Genomic DNA, 13,984 nt, shown 5'->3' with positions numbered 1-13,984 from the left:
CCCGAGGGTCGTCGCCGTCGCGGGCACGGGCGCGGGTACGGGCGCGGGTACGGGCACGGGCACGGGCACGGGCACGGGCGAGTTCGTGGGTTTCGGGCCGTCGTGGTCGCCCGGCCGCGACGGACCCACCCGTCTGCGGCACGCCGCGGGCGGCGGGGGTAGAACGGACGCGTGTCCGCCGCCCCTCCGCTCCCGCACCGACCCGTCACGCAGCACGACTGGCGCGAGGTCGTCGGCCTGCACTGGCGTGTCGAGCCCGACCGCGTCGCCCCGCTCGTGCCGCCCGGCACCCGCCCCGACGAGCACGACGGCGCGGCCTGGGCCAGCCTCGTCGCGTACCGCTTCGTCGACAGCACGGTGCCGCCCCTGCCGAGGCTCGGCCGCCTCGGCACCATGACCGAGATCGTCGTGCAGCTGGCGACCGTCGACGCCGCCGGAAGGCAGGGCGTCGCCTACCGCTCGATCGACACGCAGCACCTCCCGGCCGTGCTCGCCGCGCGCACGATCGGCCTGCCCTACGTCTGGGCCCGGGCCGGGTCCCGCGTGCGGCCGGACGACGTCGCGCACCGCACGCAGCGGCACCGAGGAGGTGCGGGCAGCCTCGTGCGCGTCGCCCCGGGCGACGAGGTGGTCGCGCCCGACCCGGCCCTCGAGTTCCTGACGGAGCGCTGGGGCGTGCACGCCCCCTCCTTCGGCTCGACACGCTGGTGGCGGAGGGCCCACGAGCCGTGGCCCCTGCGGACCGCGACGTTGACCCGGCTCGACGACGAGCTGCTCGCGGCGGCCGGCCTGCCCGGCCTCGTCGACCGTGAGCCCGACCTCACGACGTGGTCGCCCGGCGTCGTCGTCCGGTACTCGCGCGGCTGACGCCCCTGGTCGTCTCCTCATTCAGGAAGATCGGTCCTGCGCCGTGCGGCGGGGGGAGGCGCAGTCCTGAATCGTGCACGGATCAGGAAAGCGGAAGGCTCGGGTCCTGAATTGCGCCAGCTCGCGCGGCTGACGCCTCGTGCGGCTGACGCTTCGCGCGGCTGACGCTCAGCCTCCGCCCCTACGCTCCTCAAAACGAGACGATCAGTCTCGTAACACGCGAGGAAGCGAGACACCATGACCACGAACGACCGCCCGCTGACCGGCTCGACCTCGATCGGCGACTGGCTCGACCACCCCGAGGGCGGCGCCCTCGTCCGTGAGGTCCTCGGGCAGGGAGGCGCGTTCGACGAGTCGTCGCTCGCTCCCGTGCGCGGCCTGCCGCTGCAGCAGCTCGTCGCGCTGAGCCAGGGCCAGCTGCCGCAGGCGGTCGTCGACGACCTCGTGCTCCGGGCCAACGGCGGCGTCGTCCCCGAGGAGGCGGCGGGCGGCGACGACACCGGCCCCTGGCGCGAGAAGGCCACCCCGGGACGCTTCACGGGCAAGACCGTGGTCGTGACCGGCGCGGCCTCCGGGATCGGCCGGGCGACCGCCTCCCGCGTGGCCCGTGAGGGCGGCCGCGTCGTCGCCGTCGACCTGTTCGCCGACAAGCTGGAGGCGCTCGTCGCCGACCTGCCCGGCATCGACGTCCCCCTCGTCACCGTCGCCGGCGACATCACGGCGCAGGCGGACGTCGACCGCATCGTCGCCGCCGCCGACGGCCGCATCGACGCCCTCGCCAACATCGCGGGCATCAACGACGACTTCTCGCCGCTGCACGAGACGAGCGACGCGATGTGGGACAAGGTCATCGCCGTCAACCTCACCGGCGCCTTCAAGCTGTCGCGGGCGGTGCTGCCCCTGATGCAGGAGGCGGGCCGCGGCTCAGTCGTCAACGTCGCCTCCGAGGCGGGGCTGCGCGGCAACGCCTCGGGCAACGCCTACACGGTGTCGAAGCACGGCGTGGTCGGCCTGACGAAGTCGGCCGCGTTCATGTACGCGGGCCAGGGCATCCGGGTCAACGCGGTGGCGCCCGGCGGCGTCGCGACGGGCATCCCGTTCCCGGCGACCGTGTCCGAGGTCGGCTCGGCCCGGCTGCGGCCCTTCCAGGCGGCGATCCCGAGCGTCGCGACCGCCGAGGAGCTGGCCGCGTCGATCACGTTCCTGCTCAGCGACGACGCGGTCAACATCAACGGTGCGATCCTCGCGAGCGACGGCGGCTGGTCGGTGCAGTAGCGGCGATCGACGAAGCTGGAGCCATGACCACGACACGACCGGGCCGGGCCCGCAGCGAGGAGGCGCGCCTCGCGATCCTGCTGGCGGCCCGCGACGAGCTCGCCGAGCGCGGCTACGACAAGCTCTCGCTCGACCGGGTCGCGGCCGCGGCCGGCGTGGGCAAGCAGACGATCTACCGCTGGTGGTCGTCGAAGGCGGCGCTCGTGGCCGAGGGCGTCCTCGAGGGGCACCTGATGCCCGGCCTCGCCGTGCCGAGCACCGAGACCGACAGCGACGACGTCTGGGCCGACGTCGCCGGGTGGCTGCGCGACTTCGGCCGGGCGCTCGCGACGCCGTCGACGGCCGCCCTGCTGAGGGCGACGTCGGCGGCGACGGCAGAGGACGACGAGGTGGCGGCTCGCTACGACGAGCAGCTCACGACGGTGACGCGGGTGGCTCTGGAGGCGCGGTTCGACCGCGCGGCGGTGGCGGGCCAGGTGCGTGCGGACGCCCCGACCGCGACGGCGGTCGAGGCGCTCGTGGGCCTGCTCAGCTACCACATCGTGACGCGGCGGGACCTGACGGAGGAGTCGATCGACGGCGTCGTCCGACTCCTCCGCGACGGCGTCGGGGCCTGAGGCCCGGGCCCGAGGTCCGCGCCTGCGGCGGGCTAGTGCTTGGGCGGGCCCGGCTTCGGGTGCCCGGGGATCGAGTCGCCCGAGAGGTTCAGGTCGGCAGGGTCGACGTCGATCGTGCCGACGTCGTCGGGCCCGCCAGAGCCGGGGAGGGTCTTGACGGCGTCCTGGTCGATGTCGTCGTCGATCGCAGGGGAGTCCGACACGGGCGTCGACTGCATCTCCTCGACGGTCTCCTCGCTGGTCGCGGTCGAGGTGGTGGGGTCGTCGGTCTCGTGCTTCGCCTCGGAGGGGCGAGTGGTGTGATCGTCGTTGGTCATGGGCGCGAGCGTACGCCGCGTCCCGGCGGGCGACACCCAGGTCGCAGGAGGCGGTGCACGAGTCCCGGGGGCCGGCCGCCGCCTCCTGCAGGGCCGGCCCGCGCCTCCTACAGGGCCGTCGCGCGCAGCAGCAGCAGCTGCTCGGGGTGCAGGGCAGGCAGCTGCAGCCCCTGCTCGGCGAGCACGCTCCCGGAGAGCACGACGCTGCCGTCCGTGATCCACGGCGGCGGCGAGTCGGACCGCGTGCGCGGCACGTCGCCGGGCGCCTGCAGCTCGACGCGGTACCGGCGTGCCGGGTCGAGCCCCGGCAGCGGCACGGACCCCGTCGCCGAGGTGAGCGGCGTCGTGAGCTGCACGAAGGCGAAGAGGGCGTCCGACCCGTCCTGCGACACCACGCCGTGCAGCAGCGCCGACTCGTCGACGTGGTCGCCGCGCACGACGCGACCGGTGTGCACGAGCGGACGCACCTCCTTGTGGAGGTCGACCCAGCGGGCGAGCTCGGCGCGCTCGTCGGCCGAGGCGCGGGAGACGTCCCACTCGATGCCGAAGTGGCTGAGCAGCGCGGTGCCGGCGCGGAACGCCAGGGTGTGCGTGCGGCCCGTCGAGTGCGAGTGCGGCGAGCCGACGTGCGAGCCGACGATCTCGCCGGGCAGCAGCTGCGAGGTCCAGCGCTGGATCTGCTGACGCTCGAGCGGGTCGATGTTGTCGCTGGCCCAGACCCGGTCGGTGCGCTCGAGCACGCCGAGGTCGGCTCGGGCGCCTCCGGACGAGCACGACTCGATCTCGACGGCCGGGAACCGCCCGCGCAGCTCGTCGAGCAGGCGGTAGAGCGCGAGGGTCTGCTCGTGCACGCCCGGCGTCCCTGTGGGGGAGTGGCCGGCCTCGAGCAGGTCGCGGTTGTGGTCCCACTTGACGTACGCGACGTCGTGCGAGCCGAGCAGGTCGGTCAGCCGCTCGAGCAGGTACGCGTACGCCTCGGGGTGCCCGAGGTCGAGCACCTGCTGGCTGCGCCCGGTCATGGGGAGGCGGCCGACCGGCGCGAGCATCCACTCGGGGTGCGCCCGGGCCAGGTCGCTGTCGGGGTTGACCATCTCGGGCTCGACCCAGATGCCGAAGTCGAGGCCGAGCTCGCGGACGGCGCCGATCAGCGGCTCGAGGCCGTCGGGCCAGACCGTCTCGTCGACGAACCAGTCGCCGAGGCCGGCCGTGTCGTCGCGTCGCCCGCGGAACCAGCCGTCGTCGAGCACGAATCGCTCGGCGCCGACCTCGGCGGCCGCTCGGGCGAGCTCGACGAGCCGGTCGAGGTCGTGGTCGAAGTACACGGCCTCCCAGGTGTTGAGGACGACGGGCCGCGGCGACGAGGGGTGCCCGGGGCGCGACCGGAGGTGCTCGTGGAACCGTGCCGCGGCGGCGTCGAGGCCTCGCCCCCAGGAGGCGTAGACCCACGGCCCCTGGTACGTCTCACCGGCCGCGAGCCGCACCTCGCCGGGCAGCAGCAGCTCGCCCCCGCCGATCACGCTCGTGCCGCTCGCCATGCGCTCGGCGTACTCGCGGTGGTCGCCGCTCCACGCGACGTGCAGCGTCCACACCTCGCCGGACGAGAAGCCGAAGCCGGGCGTGCCGGCGGCGAGGACCAAGGAGGCGTCGGCCCCGGTCCGGCCGCGCCGCGAGTCGCGCAGGTGCGCGCCCACGACGAACGGCAGCCGCTGCGGGGCGCGCTCCCGGCCCCACCGGCCGGCGAGGTCGAGCACCTCCTGGGCGCGCCGGGGCACGGGCAGGGCGACCTGCAGCGAGTCGACGACGAACTCGTCGCCGGACGTGCGGGTGACCGCGGCACGGCTGCGCAGCAGCCCGGACCCGAGCAGCTCGACGACGACGTCGACCGCGAGGCCCGACTGCTCGTCGACGCCGTGCACGGTGAGCACACGGCCCGCGAGCGTCGTGGCCTGCGCCCGGAACAGCGGCGTCCAGGACGTCCCGGCGCTGTGCCCCTCGAGCCCGGGCTGGCCCCGCCACCCGCCCGAGGCGAGCGGCAGCAGCTCCACGACCTCGGGCTCGTCGAGCTCGTTCGGCACGACGCCGGCGAGGCCGCCGCGGACGACGGCGTCGAGCTCGTCCGCCGACAGGTCGCCCAGGGCGGCGCCCCACCAGGCGACGACGGGCAGGCGGCCCGCGCCGAGGTCGAGCACGACGCTGACGCCGCCGGAGGTCAGGTGGACCACCGAGGGGACCGCGGTCGCGGTCGGCTCGGCGGTCGCGGGGGTGGTCGTGGGGTCGGACGGCGTCGTCATCGTGCTCCTCTGGCGGGGTCGCGTACGGCCGAGGGGGTCGACCTCGACGTTTATTTGTAGTGCGCAACGATCTGATCGGTCAAGGAGGTGGGCCGTCACTACACTGCTGATCGTCGGAGGAGGCACCGTGGGAGAGGAGACCGGGACGGCCCCTGCAGCGACGCCTGCCACGACACCTGCCTCCCTCCTGCCGCGACGAGGCACCGGTCACCAGGTGGTCGTCGAGCTGCTGCTGCACGGCCCGCTGACCCGTGGCGAGCTGGGCCTCGCGCTCGCGCTCACGCCGGGCTCGGTGACGCGAGCGGTCCGGCCCCTGCTCGACGCCGGGGTGGTGTCCGAGCTCGACGCGCTGCCCGGCCCCGGCCTCGGCCGTCCGGTGACCCCGCTCGACCTGGTCGTCGACCGTGACGTCGTGGTCGGCGTCAAGATCACCACGGGGCGGGTCTGGGGCGTGGTCGCCGACCTGCGCGGCGAGGTGCTGCACGACGCGTCCGTCGAGCTCTCCTCGACCGATCCGGGCGTCGCCGTCGGCGCGGTCGCCGATCTCGTGCGCCGGTCGCTCGCCCGGTGCCCGGACCGGGCCGTCCACGGGGTCGGGGTGAGCGTCGGCGGACAGGTCGACGCCGAGGGCCGCGTCTCGGTCGCGCCGCTGCTCGGCTGGGTCGACGTCGACCTCGGAGCCGCCCTCCGGCAGCGCCTCGACCTGCCCGTCGTCGTCGACAACGACGTCGTTTCGCTCGTCCGCGCCGAGCGCTGGCTCGGGGCCGCGCGCGACCTCGACCGCTTCGCGCTGGTCACGATCGGCGCTGGCCTCGGCTACGCGCTCGTCGTCGGCGGGGAGATCCTCGAGCTGCCGTCGAGCGCACGGAGCCCGATCGCCCACGTGCCGCTCGGCATCGGCGACGGCGTGTGCGACGAGGGCCACCGGGGGTGCGCCTCCTCGGTGCTGGCCCTGCCGGCCGTGCTCGACCGGGCCGCCGGGGCCCTCGGGCGGGGCGGCGACGTCTCGCTCGACGACCTGCTGGCCGCGCACTCGTCCGGGGAGGCCGGGGCGACGGCCGTCGTCGAGGAGGCAGCGGAGGCGCTGGGTGCGCTGCTCGCGCTCGTCGCCGACCTGGCCTGGCCGCGCGCGATCGTCGTCACGGGCGACGGGATCGGGCTGGCCCTGGCGGGCCGCGACGTCGTCGACACGGCGATGCGGGCTCGTCGGGCTGCGGACGCGGAGCCCGTGACGGTCGACCTGCAGGCGACCGGGTTCACGCGGTGGGCGCGTGGCGCGGCGGTCGCGGCGGTCGAGACGTTCGTCGTCGGCCGGTGACCGCCAGGTCATTCTGCTGCAGGACGCCTAGGTCTCCACATCTGCTGACTTCTTCCGTAATTCTGGCTATGGTGGAGTCATGACATCCCCCGAGTCTCTCCGCGCCGAGCTCGACGAGCTGCGCGAGACCCTGGCCGGAGCCCTCGCGCGCCTCGACGTGCTCGAGCAGGCGGCCGGTGCCGACGAGCCGGTGGGCGCCTCCTCGGCTCCTGCTGCCGCGGGCTCCTCGGCCGACGTGTTCTGGGCGCTCGACGGCGTCAAGCAGCGACTCGACCCGCCGGGAGGCATCGTCTTCGCGGGCTCCGTCGCGGTGCCCGCGGGCCCCGTCGACTGGCAGATCACGCTGACGACCGACGGGCTGCTCGCGGCCGACTGGGCGCAGGCCGCTCCGTCGCTCGCCGCGCTCGGCAACGCCACGCGGCTCGGCCTGCTGCAGGCGGTCGTGGGAGGCGCGGACACGGTCGCGCAGATCTCGGCCGAGGGAGGCCTCGGGTCGACCGGGCAGCTGTACCACCACCTGGGTCAGCTGGTCGCGACGGGGTGGCTCGTGGCCGTGGGGCGGGGTCGCTACGCCGTGCCGCCCGAGCGGGTCGTGCCGTTGCTCGTCGTGCTCGGCGCCGCGGGGAGGACCTCGTGAGCGGGGCCGAGCGCCGCGCCGGCCGCAGCACCGACAGCACCGGCAGGACCGGCCGCGGCAGCGGCCGTGTCGGACGCCGCGTCGTCGCCGCCGTGGTCGCGGGCGTCGTCACGCTCGGCCTGGGCGCCGCCGCGATCCCGCGCCCGCCGTCGCTCTCGGCCGAGACGACCGGGGACGAGGCGCTGATCCAGCGGGTCCGTGACGAGCTGCCCGCGGGCGCCTTCGACCGGCTCGCCCTCGCGGTCGTCGACGGCGACGAGGTCACCCGTGCCGAGTTCGGCACGGCCACGGGGCCGGGGGCCGACGAGTTCGAGATCGGGTCGGTGACGAAGACGGTCACCGCCTCCTTGTACGCGCTGGCCCAGCAGCGCGGCGAGGTGCAGCGCGAGAGCACGCTCGGCGAGCTCCTCGGGGTGACGGGCGACGCCTCCTCGATCACCCTCGAGGAGCTGGCGACGCAGCACAGCGGCCTGCCGCGGCTCCCGGCCGACCTGCCGTTCACGGGGCGGGTGCTGCTCGCGAACGTCACGGGTGCCGACCCCTACACCGACGACGTCGCCGCACTCGTCGGGCAGGCCTCGCGGGCCGAGGTCGACGACGAGAAGCCGTACGGCTACTCCAACTTCGGGATGGCGCTGCTCGGGCAGGCGCTGGCTGCGGCGGCCGACACACCCTGGGAGCAGCTCGTCGCCGAGCGCGTCGCCGAGCCGCTCGGCCTGGCGGACACGTACGCGCCGGGCGACCCGGACGGGCTCCGCGCCGACGCGCCCACCGGCTTCACGTCGAGCGGCCGGCATGCGGACGCCTGGACGATGCGGGCCTTCGGCCCCGCCGGCAGCGTCCGCTCGACCCTCGATGACATGGTCGCCTACACGGTGGCGCAGCGCGACGACCGGGCTCCGGGAGTCATCGCGACCGAGCCGCTCGTCGAGGCGGGCGGCGGCGGCGCCGAGATCGGCTGGGCGTGGATGACGACGCCGCACGACGACGACGACGACGGCGACGGCGGTGGGGACGGGAACGAGGGCTCGACGCCCGGGGGCACCTCGACCTGGCACAACGGGATGACGGGCGGCTACGCGAGCTTCGTCGGCTTCGACCGTGACTCCGACCGTGCGGTGGTCGTGCTGAGCAGCTCGGCCGTCAGCCTCGACGACCTCGCCTTCGAGCTGCTGGAGGAGGAGAAGTGACCTGGATCTCGGCCGTCGTCGTCGGCGTGCTCGCCCTGTTCGTGCCGGGGGCCTTCGCGTTCTCGGTCTGGACCGCGAAGGAGGCGCGGCGCACCCGCAGCCGCGTCGACCTGCTGATCGCCGCGCTGAACTCGGTGGTGGTCCTGGTGGTGCTGCACCAGCTGCTGCCCTGGAGCTCGGTCCCCGTGGCGCTCTGGCTGCTGCCGGTGCTGCTCGTCGCGGCCGGCGTGGTGGGCGCGGTGCTGCGCTGGCCGGGCCTGCCGTGGCTGCGGCCCGACCGGTCGCGTCGGCGGATCGTGGCGGACGTCGTGCTGGAGGTCGTCGTCGCGGCTGCGGTCGTGGTGGTGCTGATCGTCCTCTGAGGCGGGCCGGTCGGTCGGCCATCGCGGGCTCGGGCGGCGCAGATGCCGACCGTGGGCGCTGCAATACGTGGATATCCGGGTGTTGCAGGGCCCGTGCGGCGCGAACGGTCGGCATTTGCGGGCCCCACGCCGAGGAGGAGCCCGGGCCCGGCGCCGAGCGCGCGCGCGGCCGGGCCTGCTACGTGATCGTGATCGGCGTGCCGAGCGGGAGCATCGCGGCGAGCTCGCTGATGTCGGCGTTCGAGAGGCGGATGCAGCCGTGGCTGGCAGCCTGGCCGATGCTGGCCTCGTCGTCGGTGCCGTGCAGGCCGATCTGGCCGGGGCCGCCGCCGAAGGAGTTGAGGGCGTCCGAGAACGCCGAGAGCCCGTAGGCGAAGGGCCCGTAGCCCTGGTTCGTCGGGGCGAGCAGCTCGGTGAGGTAGAACGAGCCGGTCGGCGTCGGCGTGCCGCCGGTGCCGGTCGCGACCGGGAACGACTTCTTCTCGACGCCGGCGTCGTAGAGCACGAGGGTGTTGCTCGTCGTCGAGGCGACGAGGGCGTAGGAGGTGGTGGTCAGGGTGACGGCGGAGGCCGGCACCCAGCCGCTGCTCCCGTTCGGACGCTGCGCGACGGAGACGTTCACCCAGTCGCCCTCCTGGCCGAGCACGAGCAGCACGAGCGGTGCCCCGGACGCCTGCGGGTTGTCCAGGGTGGTCGTCACGGCGCCGTCGGGGGCGTCGTGCACCTCGACCGACCGGCCCGTGACGCTCGCGACGGTCGACGTCGAGGGGACGGCGGGGGCGGCGCTCAGCGTCGGTGTCGGCGCGGGCGCGGTGGCCGACGGGGTGGAGCTCGGAGACGGACGGTCGGGCTCGTCGTCGGCGGTGGAGCACCCCGCGAGGAGGGCGGCGGAGAGCACGACGGCGGCGAGGGGAGCGAGGCGACGGAGCACGGCGTCAGTCTAGGCGGACGTGACGAAGTCTCAGGCGGCCGCTCGGCGGAACAGCTCGCGCTCGATGTCGAGCGCGAAGCCGCGGAGCAGCTCGACCTGGAGGTGGGACACGTCGCGGGGCTGCGGATCGAAGACGCAGAGGGCCCCGATGCGCGTGCCGTCGGCCGTGTGGACGGGCCAGCCCGCGTAGAAGCGGATGTCGTTGCGGGGCAGGTCGAGTCCCTCCTGCCAGGCGTCCGACACGACGAACGGCTCCTCCGAGCGGATCGTCGTGACGCAGAACGACTCGCTGAGGGGCATGGCCGTGGCCGACCCGAGCGTGCTGACCACGGCCCACTGGTGGTCGTCGAGCACGAGGTCGAAGGCGGCCCCGTCGGTCGAGAACGCCTCCCTGGCCCGGTCGGTGATGTCGTGCAGGGCCGCCGTCGGCTCGGCCTGGACGAGCCCCGAGGAGCTGATCGCGTCGAGCCTGACCCGCGCGGGCTGGGGCCGGTTCCGCGCCCGCTGCGGCGAGTCGGTCCTGGCTCGCTGGGCGTGCAGCAACGGCGCCACGTGCTCGCTGAGCGCGTCGGCCCACTGCTCGTAGAGACGGCCGGTGGGGTCGTCGACGCCGCCGGGCGCCTCCTGGGCCCCGGTCCTGTGCGGCGCGGCAGGAACGGCCGACCCGTCGTGCCCCGCAGGGACGGCAGGCAGCGCGAGGTGCGTGACGCGCGCGTGATCGGCGCAGACGCGGTCGGCGACGTCGCGGAGCACCCGGGCGTGCCGGTCGGCGGCGGGCGACGGGTGCAGCCCGAACGTCGAGAGGGCGTCCGTCAGGGGGGCCGAGACCACGACCACCCGCGCGCACGGCCGGAGCCTGGCCAGGAGCGAGGTCACGAGCGCGTCGAGCTCGCGGCCCCAGGCGCGCGGCGAACGGAGCGTCACGGCGTCGGCAGCCCCGAGCGTGACGACGACCACGTCCCAGTTCTCGAGGAACAGGTCGTCCAGGGCCGCACGGATGGCGGGGAGGCGGTGGGTCGGCTCCGCGAGGGAGGCCACGTGGGAGCCGCGGCCCGTGCGGCGGGCCAGCCGACGGGAGACGCGTCCCGGCAGGGCGAGGTCGTGCGAGCTGGTGCCCCAGCCGACGGCCGGGCCGGCCCCGACGACGAGCACGCGGTCGGGGTCGACGCCGGCGCCGGCGCCGAAGGGCACGTCGCTCGGACGCGGCGTCGACGTCGCCCTGGCGCGGAGCCTCGCGTACCGCGCGGCCGAGGCGGGGGCGCGGAGGAGGCGGCCGGCGGTCGTCGCGAACCGGTCCGGTCGGCCGCCGGTCGCGCCTCCTGCGCTGCCGCTGCCGATGCCATTGCCGCTGCCGGCGGCGCCGGTGCCGCCTCCGCTGCCTGTCTTCGTCGTCGTCGACATGGTCCGTCTCCCTGATCGGGTCGTGCTCGCGAGTCGGTGAGCAGCAGGGCTGCCTCGCGCCGGCACCCCCCGGTGCCGTGCCTCCACGGTAGCCACGCCGGGGCGGACGGACAAGGTCGTCTGCCCCTCTCGCAGCCAGCTGTCGGACTCGCCGGCCGCCTCCCCGACCCGGACCCGCTGACGCCGCACCGCCTACCATCGTCCGGATGCCCTCCTCACGCTCGCGCGCCTCCTCGACACCCGACGACGCGACCGCCGCCGTGCCCGCCGACGCGACCGCCGACGTGCCCGTGGCCGCACCGGAGGCCGCGCTCACGGACGGCTTCGTCCGCGTCCGCGGCGCCCGCGAGAACAACCTGCGCGACGTGGACGTCGACGTGCCCCGCGACCGCATCGTCGCGTTCACCGGCGTCTCCGGCTCGGGCAAGTCGTCGCTCGCGTTCGGCACGATCTTCGCGGAGGCGCAGCGCCGGTTCCTGGAGTCGGTCGCGCCCTACGCCCGCCGCCTCATCGCCCAGGGCAGCACCCCGCACGTCGCGTCCATCACCGGCCTGCCGCCGGCCGTCGCGCTGCAGCAGCGTCGCGGCGCGCCCAGCTCGCGGTCGACCGTCGGCACCCTCACCACCCTCTCGAACTCGACCCGCATGCTCTGGTCGCGCGCGGGCAGCTACCCCGAAGGCGCCGAGCGGCTCGAGTCCGACTCCTTCTCGCCGAACACCGTCGCGGGCGCCTGCCCGCGCTGCCACGGGCTCGGCATCGCCCACGAGGTGACCGAGGCGTCGGCGGTGCACGACGACTCCCTCAGCATCCGCGAGGGAGCCATCGCCGCCTGGCCCGGCGCCTGGCAGGGCAAGAACCTCCGCGACGTCACCGCCGTGCTCGGCCACGACATCGACCGGCCGTGGCGCGAGCTGCCTAAGGCCGACCGCGACTGGCTCCTCTTCACCGAGGAGCAGCCCGTCGTCGAGGTCGTCCCGCAGCGCGACCGTGTGGCAAAGCCGTACAAGGGCCGGTTCTGGAGCGCCCGCGCCTTCGTGCTGCACACCCTCGCCGACTCCCAGAGCGAGACGCAGCGCGCCAAGGTGCTGCAGTTCGTCGAGTCGGGCCCGTGCTCGCTCTGCGGCGGCACCGGCCTGACGCGGGCGGCGCTCGCCGTGACCTTCGCCGGCCGCACGATCGCTGAGCTGAACGGGCTGCCCCTGTCCGAGGTGGCCGAAGTGCTGCGGCCGACCGCCTCGCTGGCGCACGCGACCGCGGCGACCTCGCGCGCCTCCTCGGGCGAGGGCACCGAGGTGGCCGTCACCATCGCGCGCGACCTGCTGTCGCGGGTCGAGGTGCTCACCGGCCTCGGGCTCGGCTACCTCAGCCTCGACCGGGCGACGCCGACGCTCTCGCCGGGCGAGATGCAGCGGCTGCGGATCGCGACGCAGCTGCGCTCCGGGCTGTTCGGCGTCGTCTACGTGCTCGACGAGCCGAGCGCGGGCCTGCACCCGGCCGACGCCGAGTCGCTGGTGGAGGTGCTCGAGGCCCTCCGCGCCGGGGGCAACAGCGTGTTCGTGGTCGAGCACGACATGGAGATCGTCCGTCGCGCCGACTGGGTCGTCGACGTCGGGCCGGGCGCCGGCACCGGGGGAGGCGAGGTGCTCTACAGCGGCCCCGTCGAGGGCCTCGCCGACGTCGAGGCGTCCGTCACCCGCCGGTTCCTCTCGCCGCGTCGGGCGGCGGTCGCGACGTCGGCCGCGGGGCGCGACGAGGCCGAGGAGGCGCGCGAGACCGCCGAGGACGCGCCCGCCTCCCGTGCCCCGCGCGTCCCCGCCGCGTGGCTCGAGCTGCGCGACGTCGCCCGGCACAACCTCCGTGCCCTCGACGTCGACGTGCCGCTCGGGGTGCTCACCGCCGTCACGGGCGTGTCCGGCTCGGGCAAGTCGAGCCTCGTCGGCGGCGTCCTCGCCGAGCGGGCGACCGAGCACCCGCTCGTCGACCGCGTGGTGCAGGTCGACCAGGCGCCGATCGGCCGCACCCCGCGGTCCAACCTCGCGACGTACACCGGCCTGTTCGACGCGGTGCGCGCCTCCTTCGCGGCCACCGACGAGGCGAAGGCCCGTGGCTGGGGCGCCGGACGGTTCTCGTTCAACGTGGTCGGCGGCCGTTGCGAGGTCTGCCAGGGCGAGGGCTCGGTCACGGTCGAGCTGCTGTTCCTGCCGGGCAGCTGGGCGCCCTGCCCCGAGTGCCACGGCGCGCGGTACACGGCCGAGACGCTCGAGGTGACCTGGCACGGCGCGACGATCGCCGACGTGCTCGGGATGACCGTCGACGAGGCCGAGGGGTTCCTCGGCGACGTGCCGGCCGCCTCCCGCGCGCTCTCGACGCTGCGGCAGGTCGGCCTCGGCTACCTGCGGCTGGGGCAGCCGGCCCCCGAGCTGTCGGGCGGCGAGGCCCAGCGGATCAAGCTCGCGACCGAGCTGCAGCGGATGCGCGGCGGCCACACGCTGTACCTGCTCGACGAGCCGACGACCGGCCTGCACCCCGCCGACGTCGAGCTGCTCGTCGCGCAGCTGCAGCGACTGGTCGACGCGGGCGGCACGGTCGTCGTGGTCGAGCACGCGATGGACGTCGTCGCGGCCGCCGACCACGTGATCGACCTCGGCCCCGGCGGGGGAGACGCGGGCGGGCAGGTCGTCGCGACGGGCACGCCGCGCGAGGTCGCCGCGTCGCGCGCGAGCCGCACGGCCCCGTACCTGGCCCGGGCCCTCGGCCGCTGAGGAGTCCGGCAGAACT

The 13,984-nt window shown here is 75.2% G+C and carries 12 protein-coding genes; 8 read left to right on the top strand and 4 right to left on the bottom strand.

Annotation, left to right across the window (positions count from 1 at the left end; translation table 11 throughout):
• The first annotated feature begins 171 nt into the window (after positions 1-171).
• The 3 genes from ITJ48_RS07535 (at position 172) to ITJ48_RS07525 (ending at position 2,759) form a co-directional block, all read left to right on the top strand.
• A complete protein-coding gene (locus ITJ48_RS07535) occupies positions 172-867 on the top strand; it encodes a DUF2071 domain-containing protein (RefSeq protein WP_194613017.1) in 696 nt (231 codons plus the stop codon).
• Between the two features lie 237 nt (positions 868-1,104).
• A complete protein-coding gene (locus ITJ48_RS07530; protein ID WP_194613016.1) occupies positions 1,105-2,142 on the top strand; it encodes an SDR family NAD(P)-dependent oxidoreductase in 1,038 nt (345 codons plus the stop codon).
• Between the two features lie 23 nt (positions 2,143-2,165).
• A complete protein-coding gene (locus ITJ48_RS07525; RefSeq protein ID WP_194613015.1) occupies positions 2,166-2,759 on the top strand; it encodes a TetR/AcrR family transcriptional regulator in 594 nt (197 codons plus the stop codon).
• Between the two features lie 32 nt (positions 2,760-2,791).
• Here the strand turns inward: ITJ48_RS07525 and ITJ48_RS07520 are convergent, their stop codons facing one another.
• The gene (locus ITJ48_RS07520; protein ID WP_194613423.1) at positions 2,792-3,076 is read right to left on the bottom strand and encodes a hypothetical protein; all 285 of its coding nucleotides are present in this window, start codon (positions 3,074-3,076) and stop codon (positions 2,792-2,794) included.
• Positions 3,077-3,183: 107 nt separating this feature from the next.
• A complete protein-coding gene (locus tag ITJ48_RS07515) occupies positions 3,184-5,367 on the bottom strand; it encodes an alpha-galactosidase (protein ID WP_194613014.1) in 2,184 nt (727 codons plus the stop codon).
• Between the two features lie 127 nt (positions 5,368-5,494).
• On the opposite strand from ITJ48_RS07515, the gene ITJ48_RS07510 reads away from it, so the two are divergent.
• The 4 genes from ITJ48_RS07510 (at position 5,495) to ITJ48_RS07495 (ending at position 8,874) form a co-directional block, all read left to right on the top strand.
• The gene (locus ITJ48_RS07510; protein ID WP_194613013.1) at positions 5,495-6,685 is read left to right on the top strand and encodes an ROK family protein; all 1,191 of its coding nucleotides are present in this window, start codon (positions 5,495-5,497) and stop codon (positions 6,683-6,685) included.
• Between the two features lie 79 nt (positions 6,686-6,764).
• The gene (locus ITJ48_RS07505) at positions 6,765-7,322 is read left to right on the top strand and encodes a helix-turn-helix transcriptional regulator (protein WP_194613012.1); all 558 of its coding nucleotides are present in this window, start codon (positions 6,765-6,767) and stop codon (positions 7,320-7,322) included.
• Positions 7,319-8,512 (top strand): serine hydrolase domain-containing protein, encoded by a 1,194-nt coding sequence (locus tag ITJ48_RS07500; RefSeq protein ID WP_194613011.1) that lies wholly within the window; start codon positions 7,319-7,321, stop codon positions 8,510-8,512. The genes ITJ48_RS07505 and ITJ48_RS07500 overlap by 4 nt, the downstream gene beginning before the upstream one ends.
• The gene (locus ITJ48_RS07495; RefSeq protein WP_194613010.1) at positions 8,509-8,874 is read left to right on the top strand and encodes a hypothetical protein; all 366 of its coding nucleotides are present in this window, start codon (positions 8,509-8,511) and stop codon (positions 8,872-8,874) included. The genes ITJ48_RS07500 and ITJ48_RS07495 overlap by 4 nt, the downstream gene beginning before the upstream one ends.
• Before the next feature lie 178 nt (positions 8,875-9,052).
• On the opposite strand, the gene ITJ48_RS16650 is transcribed toward ITJ48_RS07495, so the two are convergent.
• Together ITJ48_RS16650 and ITJ48_RS07485 are read right to left on the bottom strand one after the other, a co-directional pair.
• Positions 9,053-9,805, bottom strand: coding sequence for a L,D-transpeptidase family protein (locus ITJ48_RS16650; RefSeq protein WP_370544827.1), 753 nt, complete (start codon positions 9,803-9,805; stop codon positions 9,053-9,055).
• 30 nt (positions 9,806-9,835) lie between these two features.
• Positions 9,836-11,206, bottom strand: a complete 1,371-nt coding sequence (locus ITJ48_RS07485; protein WP_194613009.1) for a GDSL-type esterase/lipase family protein — start codon at positions 11,204-11,206, stop codon at positions 9,836-9,838.
• A gap of 206 nt (positions 11,207-11,412) precedes the next feature.
• Here ITJ48_RS07485 and ITJ48_RS07480 point away from each other — a divergent pair, with 206 nt between their 5' ends.
• Entirely contained in the window at positions 11,413-13,968 is a 2,556-nt protein-coding gene (locus ITJ48_RS07480) for an excinuclease ABC subunit UvrA (RefSeq protein WP_194613008.1), read from the top strand.
• Positions 13,969-13,984: the final 16 nt, after the last annotated feature.

Source organism: Frigoribacterium sp. VKM Ac-2530 (genome assembly GCF_015350835.1).
Lineage (GTDB): Bacteria > Actinomycetota > Actinomycetes > Actinomycetales > Microbacteriaceae > Frigoribacterium.
This window is presented reverse-complemented; position numbering and strand designations above follow the sequence as displayed.

Coding starts and splice junctions, on each gene's coding strand:
- ITJ48_RS07480 (WP_194613008.1), top strand. CDS start 11,413: ATGCCCTCCTCACGCTCGCGCGCCTCCTCGACACCCGACGACGCGACC.
- ITJ48_RS07515 (WP_194613014.1), bottom strand. CDS start 5,367: ATGACGACGCCGTCCGACCCCACGACCACCCCCGCGACCGCCGAGCCG.
- ITJ48_RS07520 (WP_194613423.1), bottom strand. CDS start 3,076: ATGACCAACGACGATCACACCACTCGCCCCTCCGAGGCGAAGCACGAG.
- ITJ48_RS07525 (WP_194613015.1), top strand. CDS start 2,166: ATGACCACGACACGACCGGGCCGGGCCCGCAGCGAGGAGGCGCGCCTC.
- ITJ48_RS07530 (WP_194613016.1), top strand. CDS start 1,105: ATGACCACGAACGACCGCCCGCTGACCGGCTCGACCTCGATCGGCGAC.
- ITJ48_RS07485 (WP_194613009.1), bottom strand. CDS start 11,206: ATGTCGACGACGACGAAGACAGGCAGCGGAGGCGGCACCGGCGCCGCC.
- ITJ48_RS07505 (WP_194613012.1), top strand. CDS start 6,765: ATGACATCCCCCGAGTCTCTCCGCGCCGAGCTCGACGAGCTGCGCGAG.